This window comes from Mycobacterium paraffinicum, from assembly GCF_001907675.1.
GTDB classification, from domain to species: Bacteria; Actinomycetota; Actinomycetes; order Mycobacteriales; family Mycobacteriaceae; genus Mycobacterium; species Mycobacterium paraffinicum_A.
The window spans coordinates 81,398-101,940 of the sequence record NZ_MPNT01000004.1; the positions used below are offsets into that span (position 1 = coordinate 81,398).

General features: G+C 67.2%; 13 protein-coding genes and 2 pseudogenes. 7 read left to right on the top strand and 8 right to left on the bottom strand.

What is annotated here, in order from left to right; all coding sequences use genetic code 11:
- The first annotated feature begins 24 nt into the window (after positions 1–24).
- From BRW65_RS06370 to BRW65_RS06380, 3 genes are all read left to right on the top strand, one after another.
- Complete coding sequence (locus tag BRW65_RS06370) at positions 25–1,293, top strand: glycosyltransferase (RefSeq protein ID WP_073872462.1); 1,269 nt, start codon at positions 25–27, stop codon at positions 1,291–1,293.
- A gap of 222 nt (positions 1,294–1,515) precedes the next feature.
- Entirely contained in the window at positions 1,516–2,418 is a 903-nt protein-coding gene (locus tag BRW65_RS06375; protein WP_073872464.1) for a class I SAM-dependent methyltransferase, read from the top strand.
- Between the two features lie 225 nt (positions 2,419–2,643).
- Positions 2,644–4,284 carry a GMC oxidoreductase gene (locus BRW65_RS06380; protein WP_073872466.1) on the top strand — a complete coding sequence of 547 codons (1,641 nt, stop codon included), beginning with the start codon at positions 2,644–2,646 and terminating at the stop codon, positions 4,282–4,284.
- 46 nt (positions 4,285–4,330) lie between these two features.
- On the opposite strand, the gene BRW65_RS06385 is transcribed toward BRW65_RS06380, so the two are convergent.
- Positions 4,331–5,329: a Gfo/Idh/MocA family protein gene (locus tag BRW65_RS06385; protein ID WP_073872468.1), complete on the bottom strand. Its 999-nt coding sequence runs from the start codon at positions 5,327–5,329 to the stop codon at positions 4,331–4,333.
- Between the two features lie 232 nt (positions 5,330–5,561).
- On the opposite strand from BRW65_RS06385, the pseudogene BRW65_RS06390 reads away from it, so the two are divergent.
- Positions 5,562–6,671, top strand: a pseudogene (locus BRW65_RS06390) (acyltransferase family protein).
- A gap of 52 nt (positions 6,672–6,723) precedes the next feature.
- Here BRW65_RS06390 and BRW65_RS06395 read toward each other — a convergent pair.
- The 5 genes and pseudogenes from BRW65_RS06395 to mutA form a co-directional block, all read right to left on the bottom strand.
- On the bottom strand, positions 6,724–7,998 hold the full coding sequence (locus tag BRW65_RS06395; protein WP_073872470.1) for a glycosyltransferase: 1,275 nt from the start codon (positions 7,996–7,998) through the stop codon (positions 6,724–6,726).
- Between the two features lie 1,013 nt (positions 7,999–9,011).
- Entirely contained in the window at positions 9,012–10,298 is a 1,287-nt protein-coding gene (locus tag BRW65_RS06400; RefSeq protein WP_073872472.1) for a serine hydrolase domain-containing protein, read from the bottom strand.
- A 52-nt stretch (positions 10,299–10,350) separates the two neighbouring features.
- Positions 10,351–11,351 (bottom strand): annotated as a pseudogene (gene meaB / locus BRW65_RS06405) (methylmalonyl Co-A mutase-associated GTPase MeaB).
- Complete coding sequence (gene scpA, locus BRW65_RS06410; protein ID WP_073872476.1) at positions 11,352–13,604, bottom strand: methylmalonyl-CoA mutase; 2,253 nt, start codon at positions 13,602–13,604, stop codon at positions 11,352–11,354.
- A gap of 5 nt (positions 13,605–13,609) precedes the next feature.
- Positions 13,610–15,487, bottom strand: a complete 1,878-nt coding sequence (gene mutA / locus BRW65_RS06415; RefSeq protein ID WP_073872478.1) for a methylmalonyl-CoA mutase small subunit — start codon at positions 15,485–15,487, stop codon at positions 13,610–13,612.
- 167 nt (positions 15,488–15,654) lie between these two features.
- Between mutA and BRW65_RS06420 the strand changes: the two genes are divergently transcribed.
- Both BRW65_RS06420 and BRW65_RS06425 read left to right on the top strand, forming a co-directional pair.
- Positions 15,655–16,422: a TVP38/TMEM64 family protein gene (locus BRW65_RS06420; protein WP_073872480.1), complete on the top strand. Its 768-nt coding sequence runs from the start codon at positions 15,655–15,657 to the stop codon at positions 16,420–16,422.
- Positions 16,423–16,557: 135 nt separating this feature from the next.
- Positions 16,558–17,346, top strand: a complete 789-nt coding sequence (locus BRW65_RS06425; protein ID WP_073872963.1) for an endopeptidase — start codon at positions 16,558–16,560, stop codon at positions 17,344–17,346.
- Positions 17,347–17,774: 428 nt separating this feature from the next.
- On the opposite strand, the gene BRW65_RS06435 is transcribed toward BRW65_RS06425, so the two are convergent.
- On the bottom strand, positions 17,775–19,307 hold the full coding sequence (locus BRW65_RS06435) for a sensor histidine kinase (protein WP_073872486.1): 1,533 nt from the start codon (positions 19,305–19,307) through the stop codon (positions 17,775–17,777).
- Positions 19,304–20,017: a response regulator transcription factor gene (locus BRW65_RS06440; protein WP_073872967.1), complete on the bottom strand. Its 714-nt coding sequence runs from the start codon at positions 20,015–20,017 to the stop codon at positions 19,304–19,306. The genes BRW65_RS06435 and BRW65_RS06440 overlap by 4 nt, the downstream gene beginning before the upstream one ends.
- 86 nt (positions 20,018–20,103) lie before the next feature.
- Here BRW65_RS06440 and BRW65_RS31990 point away from each other — a divergent pair, with 86 nt between their 5' ends.
- Entirely contained in the window at positions 20,104–20,472 is a 369-nt protein-coding gene (locus BRW65_RS31990; RefSeq protein WP_073872488.1) for a hypothetical protein, read from the top strand.
- Positions 20,473–20,543: the final 71 nt, after the last annotated feature.

Sequence of the window (20,543 nt, forward strand, 5' to 3'; positions counted from 1 at the left end):
CCCACTCGAAGGCTAGAACCCTAGATGAAGTTTGTGCTGGCAAGCTATGGAACGCGAGGCGATATCGAGCCTTCGCTCGTAGTCGGCCGTGAACTGATGCACCGGGGGCACGAGGTGCACATGGCGGTCCCGCCCGACCTGGTCGGCTTCACCGAGGCTGCGGGCCTCCCGACGGCCGCCTTCGGGTTGAACACGCAGACCTGGCTCGACGTGTACCGCAACTTCTGGACGTCGTTCTTCGGGGGCTTCTGGAAGCTGCGCGAGATGCGGGAGCTCTGGCGCGAGATGTGGGACCTCAGCGACCAGTGCTGGACTCAGATGAGCAAGACCTTGACATCGCTGGCCGAGGGGGCAGACCTGCTGCTCACGGGCCAGAGTTACCAAGAGGCCGTGGTCAACGTCGCCGAATATCTGAACGTCCCATTGGCCACGTTGCACCATGTTCCGGTGCGGGCCAACGGCCACCTCGTTCCGCTGCTGCCGCCTCCCCTGGCGCGCGCGTCGATGACCGCGTTCGATTGGTTCGGCTGGCGCCTCAACAAGAAGGTGGAGGACGCGCAGCGTCGGGAATTGGGGCTGCCGAAGGTCCGGGGCGCATCGGCGCGGCGCATCGCCGAAAGTGGATCACTGGAAATCCAGGCCTACGACGAGGTCTGCTTCCCCGGCCTGGCGGCGGAATGGCGGAAGTGGGACGGTCAGCGGCCCTTCGTCGGTGCACTGACGATGGCATTGACCACCGAGGCCGATGACGACGTGGCGTCGTGGATCGCGGCCGGAACTCCGCCGATTTGTTTCGGCTTCGGCAGTATGCCGGTGGAATCGCCGGTCGACGCCATCGAGATGATCAGCGCCGCCTGCGCCGAGTTGGGCGAGCGCGCGTTGATTTGCGCCGGTTGGAGCGACTTCAGCGAGGTCTCCCCCGCCGACCACGTCAAGGTGGTGGGTGGTGTGAATTATGCGGCCGTCTTCCCCGCATGCCGGGCCGTCGTCCACCACGGCGGTTCGGGCACCACAGCCGCAAGCATGCGTGCCGGGGTTCCCACCCTGATCCTCTCGATGGATGTGAATCAGACGCTGTGGGGGGCCCGGGTGAAACGACTGAAGGTGGGCACCACCCGCCGCTTCTCGAAGACCACCCGCCAATCTCTGGTCAAGGACCTGCGGCGAATCCTCGACCCCGAATATGCCGCCAGAGCCCGCGAGCTGGCCACCAGGATGACAACGCCTGCTGAAAGCGTCAAGAAAGCCGCAGATTTGGTGGAGAGCTTCGCCCGGTCAAGGCAGTCAGCTTGACGGCGGTGCGCGTGACCAGTGTTTTGCCAGGTGCGCGGGACGGCGCCTGCGTCGGTGAGGGCTAATGGGCCGGGCCAAACCGCCCCGCCCCCTGAGCGGCTGCTGTTAGTATCCAACGACCGCGCTCTACGAGCTCGCCGAACCTTCCGGGGGGTTAGCTGCTCGTTTCGAGCCCTGAAACAAGCCTGCATCGGCCTTTCCAGCAACAAGACCAAGGGAAACATGACCAGCCAGACGACCGAACCGAAGTTTCGTTGGACCGCCCGAACCCTCACATTTCTGTTTTTCTGGTGGATCGGGGGAATGCGTCCGGGTGTGGTCTGGCACTACCTGACAGACGCCATTCACTACCGCCTGGTAAACCTGGGCGTTCTATCCGGCACGGCAAAACACCTGGCCGAAGTTCGCGCGGCTTTCGAAGAGCAGGCGGCGAAGGGCCAATTCCAAGAGCGATGGTTCGACATGAACATCGTGCCGTGGTCGGTCACCTTCCCGAAAGTCTTCAAGCGTGCCGACCCGATACGCATTCTTGAAATCGGATCCTGGGAGGGGCGCTCGACGCTCTTTTTCCTGACGTACTTCACGCAAGGGCACATGACCGCCGTGGATACCTGGGCGGGCAGCGACGAATGGCACTACCACGCCACGTCGGACTTGCGAGACCTCGAGGCACGCTTCGATCACAACGTGTCCTCGGCCGCCGGTCGGGTAATAAAGCGGAAGGGCTCATCACTGTCCGTTTTGCCGCAGCTCATCGATGAAAAGCAGGAATTCGATCTGATTTACGTCGACGGGTCACACTTCGCCGATGACGCGATAGTTGATTCACTCCACTCGTGGCGCCTGTTGAAGCAGGGCGGAATGATGATTTTCGACGATGTTATGTGGCCGGCCTACCCGCGGCCACGGGCAAACACCGCATGGGCGGTCCACCAATTCCTGAAATACCACGCCGGAGAATACAAAGTTCTGCACGCCCAGTATCAGATCATTCTGCAGAAGAAAGCGGCATTCGACGATAGCCTCGCAGACTGGACCAACCACCCCGCCGCCGCTGTGGCGGTCACGCAATCGGCAACTAATTCCCACGAGCCGGAGCAGACGCATCAGCACTCGGTTGGCTAGGTGAGGCGCGCCTCGTGCAACCACAACCATCGGGTGTGCTTGCGTTCGAATGACATTGGGCCATCGATGGGTCGCCGGCGCGGCTCGCCCTCATCGTGCTCGCACGGTGGGCGTGCGTCGCGGCCCGATGGGGCGAACGGCCCTCTGTCCGCCACAGGGATGATACTGTCGTGATTCGCCCACACGGGGGCAAAATTTGGGCAATTACGCACTGAGGACTCAATTTTGGCCGACGGCGAGCTAGACGCGCGCGAGGCGGAACGCGTCGAGTGGGACGCGATCATCGTTGGGACCGGCATGGGCGGCGGTACCCTGGGCTACTCGCTCGCCCGTGCGGGTCGGAAGGTGCTATTCGTCGAGAAGGGGCGCTCGACCCTTCCGGGGGCATCCGGGACGGTCCGCTCATCGATGCCCGAAGTGTCCCATCCGCAGGAGTGCCGCTCCGCGGAAACCTACTTTGACGTGTTGACCAGATCCGGACGCTCAACCGACGAGATCGAGGACATCAGCGGGCGCTCCCCACAACGATTCGTCCCCTTTCTGGGCGCCGGCACGGGTGGCTCGTCGGCCCTCTACGGCATGGTGTGTGAGCGGTTTTTCGCTCAGGATTTCACCCCTAGACAGCACTTCCGAAGCCCTGGCGATTCGACCGTGCCCGAAGCCTGGCCGATCACATACGACGAGATGCGTCCGTGGTACTCGGCGGCCGAGCGGTTGTTCGGTGTTCGGGGCCAGCCCGATCCCCTGCGGCCGGGTGCCGCCGACCCTGATCTGCCTGCGGCGCCGCCATTTTCGGCGGACAACCAGCCGCTTGTCGACTACCTCACGAGCCGTGGCCTGCACCCGTATCACCTGCCGATGGCCTGTGACTACACCTCCGATTGCGCGACGTGCCAAAGCTATCTGTGTAACCAGTCATGCAAGAACGACAGCGCACGCAATTGCGTCTTGCCGGCCGTCTCCGAGCACGGAGCGAAGCTCCTACCGGAATGTCGGGTGTTGCGTCTCGACGCGGACCGCACGCAAGTCCGGCGAGTGATCTGCGAGCATCGCTCCGGCACGGTGTCCCTGAAGGCCAAACTGGTGGTGCTCGCCGCCGGCGCCCTGGTTACCCCGGTGCTGTTACTCAATTCCCGTTCTGCCGATTGGCCGCGCGGCCTGGCCAACGGCTCGGACTGGGTGGGCCGCAACCTGATGCGTCACCTCGTTGACTTGGTCGAGATCTGGCCGCAGCGCGGTTCCAGGACCACAGCCGCGAACAAGGAAATCGGGCTGAACGACTTCTACTTCTGGGAGGGGCAAAAGTACGGCACCGTGCAATCTTTCGGTTCCATGGCGCCCATGGAGGTTTTGACCAATGTTCCCGGATGGCGGCCGGCGGCACTTCGGCTCATGAAACCGGCAGTGCGTCAAGTCTACGAGCGGTTTTTCAATGGCGGGCTGGTCCTCGCAACGATCATGGAGGACCTCCCGTATCTGGACAACCGTGTCGTGCCCCACGACGGACCCACCGCCGACGGGCGTCAGCGACTGAAACTCCAGTACCGCCTTCACGAGAACGAACTCGAGCGCCGCGCCATCTTTTTGGAACAGTTGAAAGGCGTGTTGGAACCCTTCCGCAAGATCACGTTGCGAGGCGCCGAGGACAACAAAGCCGTGGCCCACGTTTGCGGCACGTGCCGCTTCGGTGCCGATCCCAAGACGAGCGTGCTGGATCCGTACAACCGGGCGCACGAAGTCGAAAACCTATACGTGGTCGATAGCTCGTTTTTCCCCAGCAGCGCCGGTCTGAATCCCAGCTTGACCATCGCCGCCAACGCCCTGCGGGTGGCCGAACACCTGAATCAGGCGCACTTCGCCAGCTGAGTGCAGAGGTGTTTCTTGCCCGGCTCCACCGGATGGGCGGTTGAGCTCAGGCGGGCTCGCGGAGCGGGAGGCCGGCGGCGCGATAGATCGCGTCGATGACGCTCATGTTCTCGACCGCGCCTTGCGGTGTCGTCTTGATGGGCTCCCCGCGCAGCGCCGCCGCGGCAAACGCGTCGAGTTGATACGCATATGAGGGACGGCGCGAGAAGCGTTCCACTCGTTTGCCATCCGCCGATTTGACCGAGAGCCGATGGAAAGCCTGCGGCATTACGGGATTGAGCACGCGCACTTCCCCGCGATCGCCAACGACCTTGGCGCTCAACTGAAACAGATCCCACGACCACATCGAGCAACGGATTCGCCCCTCGATCCCGTTTGGAAAGCGAAGCCGGGCGGTCATGGCGCGGTCCACCCGGGGGTCGCGCAGTTTCGCCTGTGCCGAAACAACTTCCGGTGTCGCACCACCGAACGTGCGGATGATGTCGACCGCATAGCATCCGGCGTCCATCGTCGCGCCACCGGCAAGGGAGTAGTTGTAGCGGATATCGGAAAACTTCGGCAACGGGAAGCATATGGCCGCCTCTACCCGCCTCAGCTGTCCCAGTTCCCCGGAAGCGATTATCTCCTCAACGCGCAGCGTCAAAGGATGGTAGCGATAGTGAAAGGCCTCCATCACGACTCGGTCTGACTGAGCGGCCAGTTCGGCGACTTCGCGTGCCTCAGCGGCGTTGGCGCTGAACGGTTTCTCGCACAGCACATGCTTGCCCGCGGCAATCGCGGCTCGGGTCCACCTGCCGTGCAACCCATTTGGGAGTGGGTTGTAGACGGCGTCCAGATCCGGGTCGGCGACCAGCGCTTCATAGCTGTCGTGCACTCGGGAAATGCCGTGTTCGGCGGCAAAGTCTTGGGCGCGAGATGTCTCGCGAGCGGCCACCGCCGCGACCACGACCTCGTCGTTTTCCCGTGCCGGATTGATAAGCGCCAGTGGCGCGATGCGGGCTGCACCGAGGACACCGATTCGCAGCCGTGCACCATCTTCAGACACGACCGGGATGCTAGCACCTCCGTTCTCGACCCGGAGCGTCGAACGCCGCCGCGCCCGCCCCGTTGCGAGCGGCCCGGTCAAGCCCTAGTTCGCCAGTCAAGCGAGCATGCCCGCTGCCGTGTCGCATCTTCGCCCGACCGACTCGCCAAGAGCGCTCAAAGCAGCGGTGATCAACACCGTCGCGATATACGATGGCGCCGACAACGCGCACGGGGACGATGGACGGAGTCACATGAAGCTGGGGGAAGTGTTCAGCCCGCGAAATAACGCGCTGAACGCGTTCCGGCTAGCCCTGGCAACCGAAGTGATGTTGTTCCACTCATGGCCTATCACCGGCCACATGCCGCCGGCGGCGGCCAATAAGCTGCTTTTCGCGGTGGGTGTTGACGGGTTCTTCGCAATCTCAGGATTCCTCATCTCCCGAAGCTGGCTGAACGACCCTCAACTTCGTGACTACCTCTTGGCCCGGGCTCTGCGTATCCTTCCCGGTTTCTACGTCTGCCTGATCGTCACGGCATACCTGTTCGCACCACTGAGCCTGGCGATCCAGGGCGGTTCGGCCGGGAGGCTGCTGGCCTCCCGCGATCCGATCGATTACGTCGTGCAAAACGCCGCGTTGGCATACCTGCACCCGAACGTCGGCCCGACGCCGCACGGAACGCCGGGCGGAGCAAATTGGAACGCCTCGCTGTGGTCCCTCATCTGGGAAGTGATGTGCTACCTGGCGGTTGCGTTCATCGGCGTCATCGGCCTCGCCAATCGCAGGTGGGTTTCCCCGGTTCTGCTGGCACTTGCCGTGGTCGGGGCGGTGTTGTTGCCACCTTTGACCTTCCCCGGCGTGTGGACCATCCCGCAGCTGCTTTGCCGCTCGGCCATCATGTTCGCCTCCGGAGCGCTCCTTTACCAGTGGCGAGACGTGATCCCCGCTCGCTGATCACTCGTCGCGGTCTGCGTGGTCATCGTCCTCGCGTCCAGCCAGCTGCCCGACTATCGGGTGGTGGCCGGCCTTCCGCTGGCCTACGCCGTCGTCGTCTCTGGGGCGCTGCTTCAGCACAAGCGACTCCAACTACGCACGGACCTGTCCTATGGCATGTACATCTATGCGTTCCCGATGCAGCAGTTGCTGGCGGTATGCGGCCTCGCGCGGCTGCATCCGATGGTCTTTTTCGTGGTCGCGATGGCCGCCACCCTGCCGGTGGCCGCGCTGAGTTGGTTCCTGGTGGAAAAGCGCGCGCTATCGCTCAAATCCCGCTTCAAGCGGCAGAACACCCCTGCCACGACGGACTCGACCACCCAGGTCGAGGTCAGCTCGGACGACGGCAGAGACGCGTCCGGCCGATAGCCTTCCCATCCGGAACGCTGCGGCGCCGAGCATCCGAGCACGCCGCAAAAGGTCAGACCAACCGCCTTGCGCTGGCGAACTTTTCGAGCACATCGACGGCTTTGGCAACGCTTTCCGCTGGGTCTGTCATCCGGGCCGCGAGGTCGCGGGCTCGCACCGCATAGTCGGGTTCCAGGATCTGACGCAGGTCGGTGACCAACGTTTCGGTGGTCGTGGTCGAAAAGCGCCGGGTGGTGCCGGTTTTCAACCGTTTGAGCTGGGCCCCCCAATGCGGTTGGTCGCCGGCCGTCCAAAGGATCATCGACGGAACGCCCGCGCGCAGAGCCGCAGCCGTGGTGCCCGAACCGCCGTGGTGGACCACCGCGCGGCACTTAGGGAAGGTTGCTGCGTAATTCACCGCGCTGACCACCTTCACGTGCTCGAAATCGGGCACGTCACTGAAATCGGCCCACCCGGCGCAAACCAATGCCCGCTCGCCCAATTCCGCGCAGGCGGCGCCGATCATTTTCACGGTGTCGGCCGGGGACGCGGCCACCGGCATACTGCCAAAACCAAAGCAAATCGGTGGTGTTCCCGCGGCAATCCACGAGGCCACCTCTTCGTCGGCATCGGTCGTCAATCCCATTGTGAGCGCCCCGACGAAAGGTCGTCGGTCACCCCATTTTTGCCATTCGTCGGCCAGGCCGGGGAAGCACGCTTCGTCGTACGCCTGAATCTCCAACGCGGTGCGTTCGATTCGACGTGGCGAGGGAGACGTCGCGGGGGGCAGACCCAGTTCACGGCGTTGCGCGTCCTCCGCGTTCTTGCTCATGCGCCAGCACAACCAGTCGTAGACGGTCATCCCGGTACGGACTAAAGGCGCCGGCGCAACGGGATAAAGCTGGCCGTTGGGGCGTATCGGGAAATAATGCAGCGTCCCGAACGGGATGTCGTACGCCTCGGCGATGCTTGCGGCGAGTTCCTGGTAAACCAGTCCGCTGAACAGCACGTCGGCGCCGGCGGCCAGCGATGCCAGCGTGCGGCTCATTTCCGCCCAGTGCGTGAGGCATGGCTGCCACAGCTCACGCAACAACCTGATCGGCTCTTTGATCGTCCAGAAGCTGCGGCGGAAGTTCGTCCAGAAGTCACGGAGGAAGTCATCGCTCAGGAAGTCGTGCATGTCCGGCCCGTAGGCGGCCGCCGGAAGCCCCGCCGCCTCGGCGAAGGCCGTCAGGTTGCATGGGACGGCCATGAGCACGTCGTGTCCTCTGCGCTGCAGTTCTCGACCCATAGCCACGGTCGGCTCGACATCGCCCCGAGTTCCATAGCTCGCCAGCACAAATTTCACGACGGATCATAGCCTTTCAGTTCTGTTGGGCTAGGTGATGTCTGGGGCATCGGTTATTGTCTCCGATTCCTCGACTCGGCGGCAACTTCTGCGGCAATCAGACGATTCGGGAATATCCCCCTAACTGTCTATTCGAAGGGCCCGCATGGATTGCTCGTGACGCAATGGCACGGACCGCGCGCCAAGCAATTGAGTTGTGGATCTGTGAAACTCACCGGCGAGCCTCATGAGGACGATGAAATCATCGGGAGTAGTCTGCCGCGGGCCAAGGCCAACTCCCCCTCTCCCGCGTGTCAGTACCGCCGGAAGTGAGTCTAGACGGCTGTCGTTGCCCTCACCCCCTTTTTGCGTTTCTCGAGCCAGATCGTTACGACCACCGGTCATACACGAAGGTGGTTTGGCTCTTCGACCCAACCGGGCGACCCCCTAGTGCCGCTACTACCCAGCCGGCCGGGCCAATCAAACGCTGAAGTGTGAAGTTTTTGTGATGCGCCTCACTTCCCGGGAAGTCGTGTAGCTTTCGCTGACGTATCGCTGCGGCAACGCCCGGCGTTACACGCCGAAGCCCTTACGCCCGCGGCGCAACCGGATTTTGGTCCCGGTCCGGGGTCTCGCGCGGGTACCGTTCGGTGAAATGGCCTGCCTGAGCGAATCCGGTTGGCGTTTGTCCGCATCGCAGACCGCTCGAAACGGCTGTCACCCCGAGCGCGTCGACGATCGACACCGGCGTGAAGATTGCGTCTTCGCGGCCGTAGGGATGGCTGCGTTGATGTCGATTAAAACGGGCCCAGCTTGCGCGGGTTTCATTACCGGATTAACGGCTCTGCACTTTGCGCATCGGTCCGTTGACCAACACGGGATCACCATTAGATGACGGCGCGTTTCGCGAGGCGATGCCGACCGGCGAATTCCGGCGTCCAAACGAAGGAGCGCTTTACGGCAAAGCGCCCGCAGGAAATCGCTTCGACATATCGGTCGTCAGCTTGCTGGCAATTGTTTCGCGCGTCTTTTCCTCAGCCCGCGACGGCTCCGGGCTCGAAGAATGGTGCGCCGTATTCGGTCACCGGCGTGAATCCGCGTTTGCGGGCCTTCTCGGCGGCCTTGCGAATCAGCGCATAAATGCCGACGAACGCGGCGTGGTCGGTCGCCACGAACGGGGTCAGCAGCCGGTTGTGCACCAGCGAGAAGGCCACGCCGCTCGACGGGTCGGTCCAGCCGAGCGAGCCGCCCAGTCCGACGTGGCCGAAGCCGGGCATCACGTTCCCGATGGGCAGGCTGTGGTAGCCCAGGTGGAAGGCCAGCGGCACGAACAGGTTTCGGTCCGGGCGCAGGCTCCGCCGACCGGTCAGGCCGGCGACCATCTCGCGGGACAGGAACCGGATGCCGTCGACCTCGCCGCCGTTGGCGATGGCGCCGTACATCCGTGCCAGCCCGCGGGCCGTCGCCACGCCGTTGGCCGCGGGGATCTCCGCGTCCAGCAAGGGGGTATCGCCCTGGACCGCGGCGACCATACCCGGGAAGTACATGGACCGGAACCCGCCGGACAGCTCGTTGGCGACCTTGCGCGTCACAAAGCTGAGGACCGGGTTCCTCACCATGTTCTGCGGCGCGATGATCTCGGCCACTCGCGTCGGCGCCCCGGCCGGCGGGCGACCGAGGTACAGCCCGTCGGTGCCCAGCGGCTCGGCGAGCTCCTCGCGGATCAACGCGCGCATGCCTTTTCCGGTCACACCGCGGGCGAGGCCGGACATCAGCCAGCCGAAGGTCAGCGCGTGGTACGCCGACTTGCCCAGCAGCCGGCCCGGCGACGCCGCGGCCAGCCGCTCTTCCATCACGACGTGGTCCAGCAAGTCTTCGCTGCTGGCGCCGCGCAGACCCGACAGGCCGGCGGCGTGCCTCATCACGTCGCGCACGGTGAGGTCGGCCTTGCCGTTGGCCCCGAACTCGGGCCAGTACTCGGCAACGGGCGCCTCGTAGTCGATCAGCCGGCGGTCGGCGAGCCGGTGAATGACCGTGGCGGCCATGCCTTTGGTCGCCGAGAACACCATCGGTGCGCTGTCGGCCGACCATGGCCGGTGGCCGGCGCGGTCGGACCAGCCCGACCACACGTCGACGACCGGTTGGCCGTCGAGATACACGGCCAGCGCACCGCCGCCGAACCGGCGGGCGGGAAACATCGTGGAAAAGCTGCGAACGACGCATCCGAAGTGTGAGTCCGCCGCGCCGGACACACGGTGACCTGCGTCAAGGTCATCGTGGACAGGGACCGCGCGGCGATCGACTCGGGTTTCCACCGTCACAGTCTCAAATTTACTTGGATTTCACACCTTCCCGGAGCGAAATCTAGATTGTTTACCTATCCGTTAGTCTGACGCAGCCGTCAATATTTGCTGAGCGGCCAGCGCGGGGGTCAGCTCCCCCGCCTTGACCTGGCGCTCGACGTCGGCGCGCATCTTGCGCACTTTGGGGTTGGCCAGCACCCGGTCCAAGACGGCGTCGCGCACCATCTGCCACGTCCAATCGACTTGCTGGGCCCGCCGGCGCGCCTCGAACTCGCCGGCCTCGGTGAGCACCTGCCGATGGCGTTCGATGGTCTCCCGCAACTCCTTCAGACCGGTCCCCTCCATCGCGCTCATGGTGAGAACGGGCGGCCGCCACAGCGTTTCACGCGGGTGTATCAGCCTGATGGCCGAGGACAGTTCTCGGGCGGCCACCCGTGCCTCGGCGAGGTGTTCGCCGTCGGCCTTGTTCACCACCACGATGTCGGCCAGCTCCAGGACGCCCTTCTTGATGCCTTGCAACTGATCGCCACCGCGCGCCAGCGTCAGCAGGACGAACGTGTCGACCATGTTGGCCACCGTCACCTCGGACTGACCGACGCCGACGGTCTCGATGATGATGACGTCGAAACCGGCGGCCTCCAACAGCACCACCGTCTCGCGCGTGGCCTTTGCTACGCCGCCCAATGTGCCCGAGGTCGGCGACGGGCGGATGTACGCATCCGGGTGCACCGCCAGGCGCGCCATCCGGGTCTTGTCGCCGAGGATCGATCCGCCGCTGCGAGTCGACGACGGGTCGACGGCCAACACCGCCACCCGGTGGCCGTCTTCGATCAGGTGCATCCCGAGGGCCTCGATGGTGGTCGACTTCCCCACCCCGGGCGTCCCGGTGATGCCGACGCGATGGGCGCTGCCCGCGTCGGGCGTCAGCTCGAGCAGCAGCCGCTGCGCCTTCTCGTGATGGTCGGCGCGGGTCGACTCCAGCAGCGTGATCGCCCGCGGCAGCGCCGCCCGGTCGCCGCGGCGAACGGCGTCGGCCAACTCCTCGACGGAATCGCTCTTCGGGCCGGCCATCTAGTCGAGCGTGTAACCCAGCCGCTCGGCCAGCTTGTGCAGCAAGCCGATCGCGGCGTCGGCGATCACCGTCCCGGGCGGGAAGATGGCGGCGGCCCCGGCCCCGTACAGCTCGTCGAAGTCGCCGGGCGGGATGACCCCGCCGACCACGATCATGATGTCGGGCCGTCCCACCTCGGCGAGCGCGTCCCGCAACGCCGGCACCAGCGTCAGGTGGCCGGCGGCCAGCGAGGAGACGCCGACGACGTGCACATCGTTGTCGGCGGCCTGCCGGGCCACTTCGTCGGGCGTGGAGAACAGCGAGCCGACGTCGACGTCGAAGCCCAGGTCGGCGAAGGCGGTTGCGATCACCTTCTGGCCCCGGTCGTGACCGTCCTGACCCATCTTCGCCACCAGAATTCTCGGCCGTCGGCCGTCGGCCTCGGCGAACTTCTCGACCAGTTCCGTGGCGGTTGCGATGTTGGCGGCCTTTCCGGCTTCGTCGCGGTACACGCCGGCGATCGTGCGGATCTCCGCCTGGTGCCGGCCGTATACCTTTTCCAGCGCGTCGGAGATCTCGCCGACCGTCGCCTTGGCCCGGGCGGCGTTGATCGCCAGCGCCAGCAGATTATTACCCAGCCCGTCCTCGCCGGCGCGGCCGTGTGCCGCCGCCGCTCGGGACAGGTCAGCCAGGGCGGCCTCGACGGCGGACTGGTCGCGGCTGGCCCGCAGCTCTTTGAGTTTGGCCAGCTGTTCGGCGCGCACGCGGCTGTTCTCGACCTTGAGGACCTCGACCTCTTGATCCTCCTCGACCTGATACTTGTTGACGCCGATCACCGGCTGCATCCCGGAGTCGATGCGGGCCTGGGTGCGCGCGGCCGCCTCCTCGATGCGCAGCTTGGGAATGCCGTCGCTGATGGCCTGAGCCATGCCGCCGTGTTCGGCGACCTCGGCGATGTGGGCGCGGGCCTTCTGCGCGAGCTGATGGGTCAGCCACTCCACGTAATACGAACCGCCCCAGGGGTCGATGGGCCGCGTGGTGCCCGACTCCTGCTGTAGCAGCAGCTGGGTGTTACGCGCGATCCGCGCCGAGAAGTCGGTGGGCAGCGCCAGCGCCTCGTCGAGGGCGTTGGTGTGCAGGGACTGGGTGTGTCCCTGGGTGGCGGCCATCGCCTCGATGCAGGTGCGCGCCACGTTGTTGAACGCGTCCTGCGCGGTCAGCGACCAACCCGAGGTCTGCGAATGGGTACGCAGCGAAAGCGATTTCGAGCTTTTCGGGTTGAACTGTGCAACCAGCTCGCTCCACAGCAACCGGCCCGCGCGCAGCTTGGCGATCTCCATGAAGAAGTTCATGCCGATGCCCCAGAAGAACGACAGGCGCGGTGCGAACTTGTCGATGTCCAGGTCGGCGTCCAGGCCCGCCTTGATGTAGTCGACGCCGTCGGCCAGGGTGTACGCGAGTTCCAAATCGGCTGTGGCGCCGGCCTCTTGGATGTGATAGCCGGAGATCGAGATGGAGTTGAACTTCGGCATCTTGGCGCTGGTGTAACCGAAGATGTCGGAGATGATGCGCATCGACGGCTTGGGCGGGTAGATGTAGGTGTTGCGCACCATGAATTCTTTGAGAATATCGTTCTGAATGGTGCCGGCCAGCTTCTCCGGGGGCACGCCCTGCTCCTCGGCGGCCACCACATACAGCGCCAGAATCGGCAGCACGGCACCGTTCATCGTCATCGACACCGAGACCGTCGACAGGTCGATGCCGTCGAACAGCTGCCGCATGTCGAGAATGGAATCGATTGCCACGCCTGCCATTCCGACGTCGCCCTGGACGCGGGGGTGGTCGGAGTCGTATCCGCGGTGGGTGGCCAGATCGAACGCCACCGACAGGCCCTTCTGACCGGCCGCCAGGTTGCGACGGTAGAACGCGTTCGACTCCGCCGCGGTGGAGAACCCCGCGTACTGGCGGATGGTCCACGGCTGGTTGACGTACATCGTGGGGTACGGGCCGCGCAGGAACGGCGGTTCGCCCGGGAAGCTGTTCAGCGGGTAACCGGCCGCGACGGCGGCGGCCCGGTCGGCGCCGATGTACACCGGTTTGACGGCGATGTCCTCGGGCGTATGCCATTCGAGCTGATCGGGCGTGTACCAGTGCGCCGCCGCCGCGGCGGCGACGTGCTTTTGCACGGCTGCCTCGGTGGGCGGCGGCAGCGGCCGGTCGCCGTCCAGCGGGACCTCGGCGAAGTTACCGATCACAGGTGCGGTTGTGGTCATTGCGGCTACGCTCCCAGTCGAGTGAGCAGGTTCGAAAGGGCTTCGACCGCATTGATTTTCGCGGTCAGGAACTCGTCGGGCCGATGCTCGGCGTCGCCCAGGGCCTTCTCCGGCCCGGCCAGGTATACCCGCGCCACCCCGGCGGCCCGGGCCGCCTCGACGATCGCCGCGGCCTCCTCCCCGTAGCGCTTGTCGGTGCCGCAGATGACCGCCGCGCCGGGCGACCCGGCGTCGGCGACGGCCCTCGCGACGCCCGCGGCGTCGACGGTGCCGGGGTTGACGGCTTCGATGCCCCCAGACGCCAGCAGGTTGGCGGCGAAGGTGGCCCGGATGTTGTGCTCGGCCAGCGGTCCCAGCGGTAGCAGCAGCGCTTGGGGTCGCGCACCGGTTTTGACCAGGAAAGCGTCGGAGCGATCGCGTAGCGCCTCGAACGCCGCGGCATAGCGCTGCAGGTGGCCCGCGGGCAGCGGCGAACCTGACGAATCATCCTGCGGCAGAGCCGGTTCCGTCAGGTTCGGGAACTCGTTGACACCGGTGATCGCGGTGCGCCGATGCGCGATGTCGTCGGCGCGTCGCGCGGCCACTTCGGCGATCTGGCCGGCGACGTAGTCGCGCGCCTCGCTGAAACCGCCGCGGGCCTCGATGGCCTGGAAGTGTGCCCAGGCCTGCTCGGCGAGCCGCGTGGTGAGGTCCTCGACGAACCATGACCCGCCGGCCGGGTCCAGCACCCGGCCGACGTGCGACTCCTCCAGGAGCAGCAACTGGGTGTTGCGGGCGATCCGGCGCGCGAAGCTTCTGGCGGTGCCCGGGAAGCCGCCCGGGATCGCCACGTCGAACGGCAGCACCAGCACGGTGTCGGCGCCGCCGACGCCCGCACCGAACGCGGCCAGGGTGCAGCGCAGCATGTTCACCCATGGGTCGCGTTGGGTCATCATCGGCAGCGACGTCTCGGCGTGCACGGTGACGGCGCCGCCGTCCGGGTCGCCGACGACCTCGGCGACCCGCGCCCACAGGCGGCGCACGGCCCGCATCTTGGCGAGGGTCACGAATTGGTCGTCGTCGGCGGCGAGCCGGAAACTGATCTGCCGCAACGCCTTCCCGACCGGCACATCCGATGCGGTGAGACGCCGCAGATAATCCACTCCGGCGGCCACCGTGCCGGCCAGCTCCCAAGTCGCGTTGGCGCCCAGGTTGTGGAACGCCGGCCCGTCGACGGTGATCGCACGCACGCCGCGTTCACGGGCCGCGCGCTTGGCGACCGTGACCACCTCGTCGAGCGCCGGCGCGGGACGGCCACTGAGCGCCGCGGTGAGCGGGTCACCGCCCAGGTCGATCGACAGGAGTTCGCGCTGATCCGCCTCCACACCCGCCGCCATCGCCAGCATCACGTCGGCGGCCGTGGAGTAGTCGGCACCCGCATCGATGATGACCGGCGCCATGCTCAGGTACACCCCGGCCAGGCTTTCCTCGAGCTGATCGGCGGTCACGCCGGACTGGCCGACCCGCAGTAGCAGCGCGTTCGCCCCGTTGCCGAGCGCCTCGAGGACCGCCGCGTTCACGTCCTTGGCCGTCACCCCGGCGACGCGGTCGGCCGGGAACGCTTCGGCCACCTTCCAGCCGGACTTGACGTCGCGCAGCGCGTCGGCGCCCCGCACGTACGGCCAGTCGCCCGGCAGCGGCGGTTCCGGCAGCTCGTCCAGCGCGGTGTACAGCGCCCGGATGGCGATGCCGTCATAGGTAGGGGTCTCCAGCAGCCGCTCGGGCTGGTCCCCGAGTTCCTCGGGGTCTTTCCGGGTGCTTTTCGACAGCACGCCGGCGACCGCACTGCGCCAACGCCCGCGAACCTGTTCCAGTTCGGCGAGCTCGGGTACATCAATGGACACCGATTGCTCCCTTTTCCCAGCAAATGGGGCCTGCGACTTACTAATGAGGCTAATTGATCGGGCCTGTCGGCAGAAAACCGCGAGGCGCGGCGAGCGCGGCGGCACGGCGATGAAACGCCAGCCTGGGGATACGAGTTATTCACCTGCGCCCCGTAACCTTTACAGGCGTGACGGCTTCCGCCACCTGCAGAATCGACCGGGCGCTGCGCGAGCTCGGCGGCGCGCTGGGCGCGACCGCGCGTCTGCTGTCGCGGCCCCGGGCGATCGCCACAGTGGTCGGGATCACACTCCTGATCGCCGCCGCGTCGTGGCTTCCCCTGCCCACGCCCGTGCAGATGCGGGACTGGGCCGAGTCGGTTGGCCCCTGGTTCCCGCTGGCGTTCCTGGCCGCGCACATCGTGGCGACCGTGGTCCCGGTCCCGCGCACGGCGTTCACCCTGGCCGCCGGCCTGCTGTTCGGCCCGCTGCTCGGCGTGGCGCTCGCCGTCGGTGCCAGCACCGCGAGCGCGGTGATCGCGATGCTGCTGGTGCGGGCGGCCGGGTGGCGACTGAAGCGTCTGGTGCGCCACCGGTCGATCGACACGGTCGACGAGCGCCTGCGCCAGCGGGGCTGGCTGGCCATCCTGTCGCTGCGGCTGATTCCCGCCGTGCCGTTCTCGGCGATCAACTACGCCGCCGGTGCGTCGACGGTGCGTCTGCTGCCGTACACGCTGGCGACGCTGGGCGGCCTGCTGCCCGGCACCGCCGCCGTGGTGATCCTCGGCGACGCCCTCGCCGGTCACCCTAACTCGCTGCTCTACCTGGTGTCGCTGTGCACGGCCGCGGTGGGTTTGACGGGCTTGGTCATCGAGATCCGCCACTTCCGCCGGCACCACCGCCTCGCACATAGCCCCGTCGACGACGAGCCCTCCCCGGAGCCGGCCACCATCCGCTAGAAAATCTCGCCAATCACGACGGCTGGCAGGGCGAAAGCTGGCAAGCTGGCGCTAAGAGATCTACCGGCATCGCGCGCTCAAGGGGGGGTGTTGGCCGGAACCCACGTGCAGTACCCGCTGCCACAACGCTCCAGGATGCATTCCGCGTTGCTGGCGATCGCGGCGTTGTTGTGCGCCATGGCCTTCGTCGCCGCGGTCTCCCAGCTGTCGAGGAACGATTCGGCCCGCGAACTCACCCCACCGCCGGCTCTGGCGCCGATCGACCTGCCCGCATCGAGCGCCATCGGCCCCGGCGCCGGCATCTTCGTCGAGTACGCCGACGGCTCGGGCGGAATGGGTTGCACCGCAGGCTTTTTGGTGCACACCGCCACGGGCGAGCCCGGAGTCCTCACCGCCGGCCACTGCAACCGCCCGGGTGGGCCCGGCAAGGTGACGATGAACCTGGGCGGCGTCCTCCCCTACGCGACGGTCGGCACGTTCAGCCAGACGGTCAGCGAGGGTGTCCACAACGAACAGCACGACATCGGCCTAATCGTGCTGGGCGGCGACGACATCCCGCGGAGTGCGGCGGTCGGGGCCTCCCTGCCGGTCTCGGGCGTCGCCACCAACCTGCAGATCGGCCAGGAACTCTGCAAATTCGGCATGGGCTCCGGCGAGGCCACCTGCGGCACGATCACGGAAATCACCAAGAGCAAGGTCGTGTTCTTGGCGCCCGGCCAGTGCGGCGACTCCGGCGGCCCGGTGTATCTCAATGAAGGCGACGGCACCGTTCGCGCCGTCGGCATCCTCATCCGCGGGGGTATCCCCAACACCCCCAAGCCGGGATGCTCGGCCCCGGCGAGATTCTCGGTGGCCGAGCTCATCCAACCCTGGCTGGACAAGTGGCGGCTGACCACCGTGACCGCGGGGTCCCCGGTCGGCTGAACCTTCTTGCCTCACAAGCTTCTTCAGGTCGGCTTCAGGCTCACTTCCTACTGTCGCTGCCGTTGCGGTGCGTCGCGTGGCACACCCAACGGGTGATTGATTGCCGACTGAGAGGAGAGCTGGGCCGAGTGAAGATCAAACAACTCATCGCCGGTTCGTTGCTTGCGGGTGCCCTTGGGGCGGCCGTGGCCGGCTTCGGTGCCGCGGCGGCCAGTGCCGATCCGCCCCCGCCCCAACCGCCGGGACAACCCTGGGGGCCGGGTCCGGGTGGGCCCGGTGGACCGGGTGGACCGCCGCCACCGCCGGGGGGACCGGGTGGACCGCCGCCGCCTGGGGCCCCGGGGGGTCCGTTCCGCCCGCCGCCGCCGGGGTTCTGACGCCGGCTGTGCGCTAGCCCTACCGAGCGGTGGCCGCCTCAGCTGGGGCGGTCACCGCTCACCCTCGGCGACCGGCAGGGTGAGCCGGAACGCGGCACCGCCGTCGTGCGGCACACACACCAGCTCCCCGCCGTGGGCCCGCGCCAGCGCCCGGGCGATCGGCAGGCCCAAACCGGCGCCGCCGTGGTCGCGGCCGCGCCCCGCGTCGAGGCGCACCAGGCGCTCGAAGATCCGCTCACGCTCGTCGTCGGGAATCCCGGGGCCGCTGTCGGTGACGGTCACCTCGGCGGCACCATCGTGCCGCCGGACGTCGATCCCGATGGTGCCTCCGGTCGGCGTGTAGCGGCGGGCGTTGTCGAGGAGATTGGACAGGACCTGCGCGAGCCGTGTGGGGTCCGCGTTGACCTTGAGATCTGCCGCGCCCGTGCGACTGACGGTGAGTTGCGGCGCGAGCATGGCGGCCCGGTCGGCTTCGACGTCCGCGACCGCGGCCAGGTCGACGTCGCGGGTCTCCAACGGCAGCCCGGCATCGATGCGACTCAGATCCAGCATGTCCGAGACGAGCCGCCCGGCGCGGCGGGCGTCGGACAACAACAGGTTGGCCCGGCGATATTGGCCCTGCGCCACGTCATCGCCCCGATCCGGGGTGGCGTTGTTGGCGAGCTGCTCGGCGGCGACCTGAATCCCGGCGATCGGGGTGCGCAGCTCGTGGGCGGCGTCGACGAGGAAGCGCCGGGTGGCGGTCTCGGCGCGCTGGGCGGCATCCGCCGCCCGCTGGGCCCGTCGCTCGGACGCCTCCAACGCGTCCAACATCCCGTCGAAAGCGCTTGCGGCACGGCCAAGCTCGGTGTTGGCCCGGTCCGGGCGCAGCCGTCGACCGCGATCGCCCGTCCGGATGTCGTTGGCCAGCGCCGTCAGCCGGTCCAACGGGCGCAACGCCACCCGGCTGACTGCCACCAACAACAGGGCGGCGGTGAGGAGGGTCACCGCGCCGGCCCCGAGCATCAGCAGGCGCAGCTGGTGCGTCACCTGCGTGGTTTGCGTCGTGTCGGCGACCAGGATCACCCGGGAGCCATCCGGCAGCGGACGCACCACGGCCGTCGCGGTGGCGTCCGGCGGCGGGGGCGGCCAGGGCGGAATGCCGGGCGGCGGGGGCGGCGGCGGCCAGGGCGGAACGCCGGGCGGCGCAAAGTTCGGGTCGGGCGCCCACGGTGGCGGCGGCGCGAAGGGCGGCGGGGGCGGCAAGGGCGGAAAGGGCGGCGGGGCAACGGGACCGGCAACGGTGTCGGGACTGATGCCGCGGTCGCCGTACGTTGCGCCGTCGGCGGTGACCAGCAGTGCCCGCACACCGCCGCCGTTGAGTTCGGCGGCCAGCAGATCGGGCGAGGTGTGTGCCGCGTCCAGCGCCTCGGCCCGCGACGCGGCCGCGAGCAGCCGGTCGTGCAGGTTTCGGCGAGCCAGAACGCCCAGGCTGACGTCGACGGTGACGCCGAGCACCACCAACAGCAGGGCGAGCAACGCCACCACCACCAGCGTCACCCGGCGCTGCAGGGACGGGGTTCGAGTCGTGGGCGCGGCCGTCATGATCGCCGGGGCTGCAGCCGGTAGCCGATGCCGCGGACGGTGTGCAGTATCCGCGGCCCGTGGGCTTCGAGCTTGCGCCGCAAGCCGCTGATGTGCACCTGGACCAGGTTGGGGTCGTAGGCGTCGTACCCCCACACCGCGTTCAGGATCTGGCCGGCGCTGACGATGCGGCCGCGCTGCTCCACCAGAAAGGCCAGCAGCCGCAGCTCGGTTGCCGTCAGATCGAGGCGACTACCGCCGCGCGCGGCCACGCCGGCGTCGGCGTCCAGCATCAGGTCGCCGACCTGGACCACCTGCGGCAGCCGTCCGCGTCGGCGCAACACCGCCCCGACCCGCGACACCAATTCGGCCAGCTCGAACGGCTTGATCACGTAGTCGTCCGCGCCACCGTCCAAGCCCCGCAGCCGATCCTGCAGGCCGTCGCGCGCCGTAATCAAGACGATCCCGACGTCGCCCCAGTCGCGGATGACATCGATGAGGTCGAAGCCGTCGCGTCCCGGCAGCATGACGTCGAGCACCACCAGGTCTGGGCGCAGCCCGTCGAGCACTTCCTCCAACCCGTCGCCGTCACAACGGCCGACGGTGTGATAGCCGACGTCGGTGAGCGCCTCGCCCACCATTTCGCGAATCGTCTCGGAGTCTTCGACCACCAGAACCCGCGGCGTGCCGACGCTGAAGCGGCCGGCCGCCACACGCGGGCAGTTCGTCATGACTCCATTGTCGCGCCGGTCCTGAAACGAACCTGAAGCCCGCATCTTCAGGTCCACCTCAGTTCCGGCTCCTACCGTCCGGTGCCATGACCACAAACGACGAAATCGACACCAGTTCCCCGCCACCGGCGGGCCATCAACCACCTCAGCCCCGCCGCCACTCCACCGGCGTCGTGGTCGGCGCCGGGGTGGCGGGCGCGCTCATCGGCGCCGTCGGCACCATCGCGGCGATCGCCTTCGCCTGGATCATCAGCGCGGGCTCGCCCGGTCTGCCGCCGCTGCCGGGTCCGCCGCCGATGATGGCACTGCATCCGGGCCCACCGCCCCCGCCGATGGGTGGTCCCATGCCCGGAGGCTTCGGGTTCGCGCCGCCGCCCGGGCCGCCGCGGGGCTACGTCCCGCCGCCGCCCGGCGAGGCATTGCAGCCGCCGCCCTCCCCCGCGCCGCACAGCTGACCGGCCCGCCGCCGTCACGATCCGCCGAATCGTGACGGCGGCGGGCCGTCTCGCCAGTAGCGTCTGAAGTC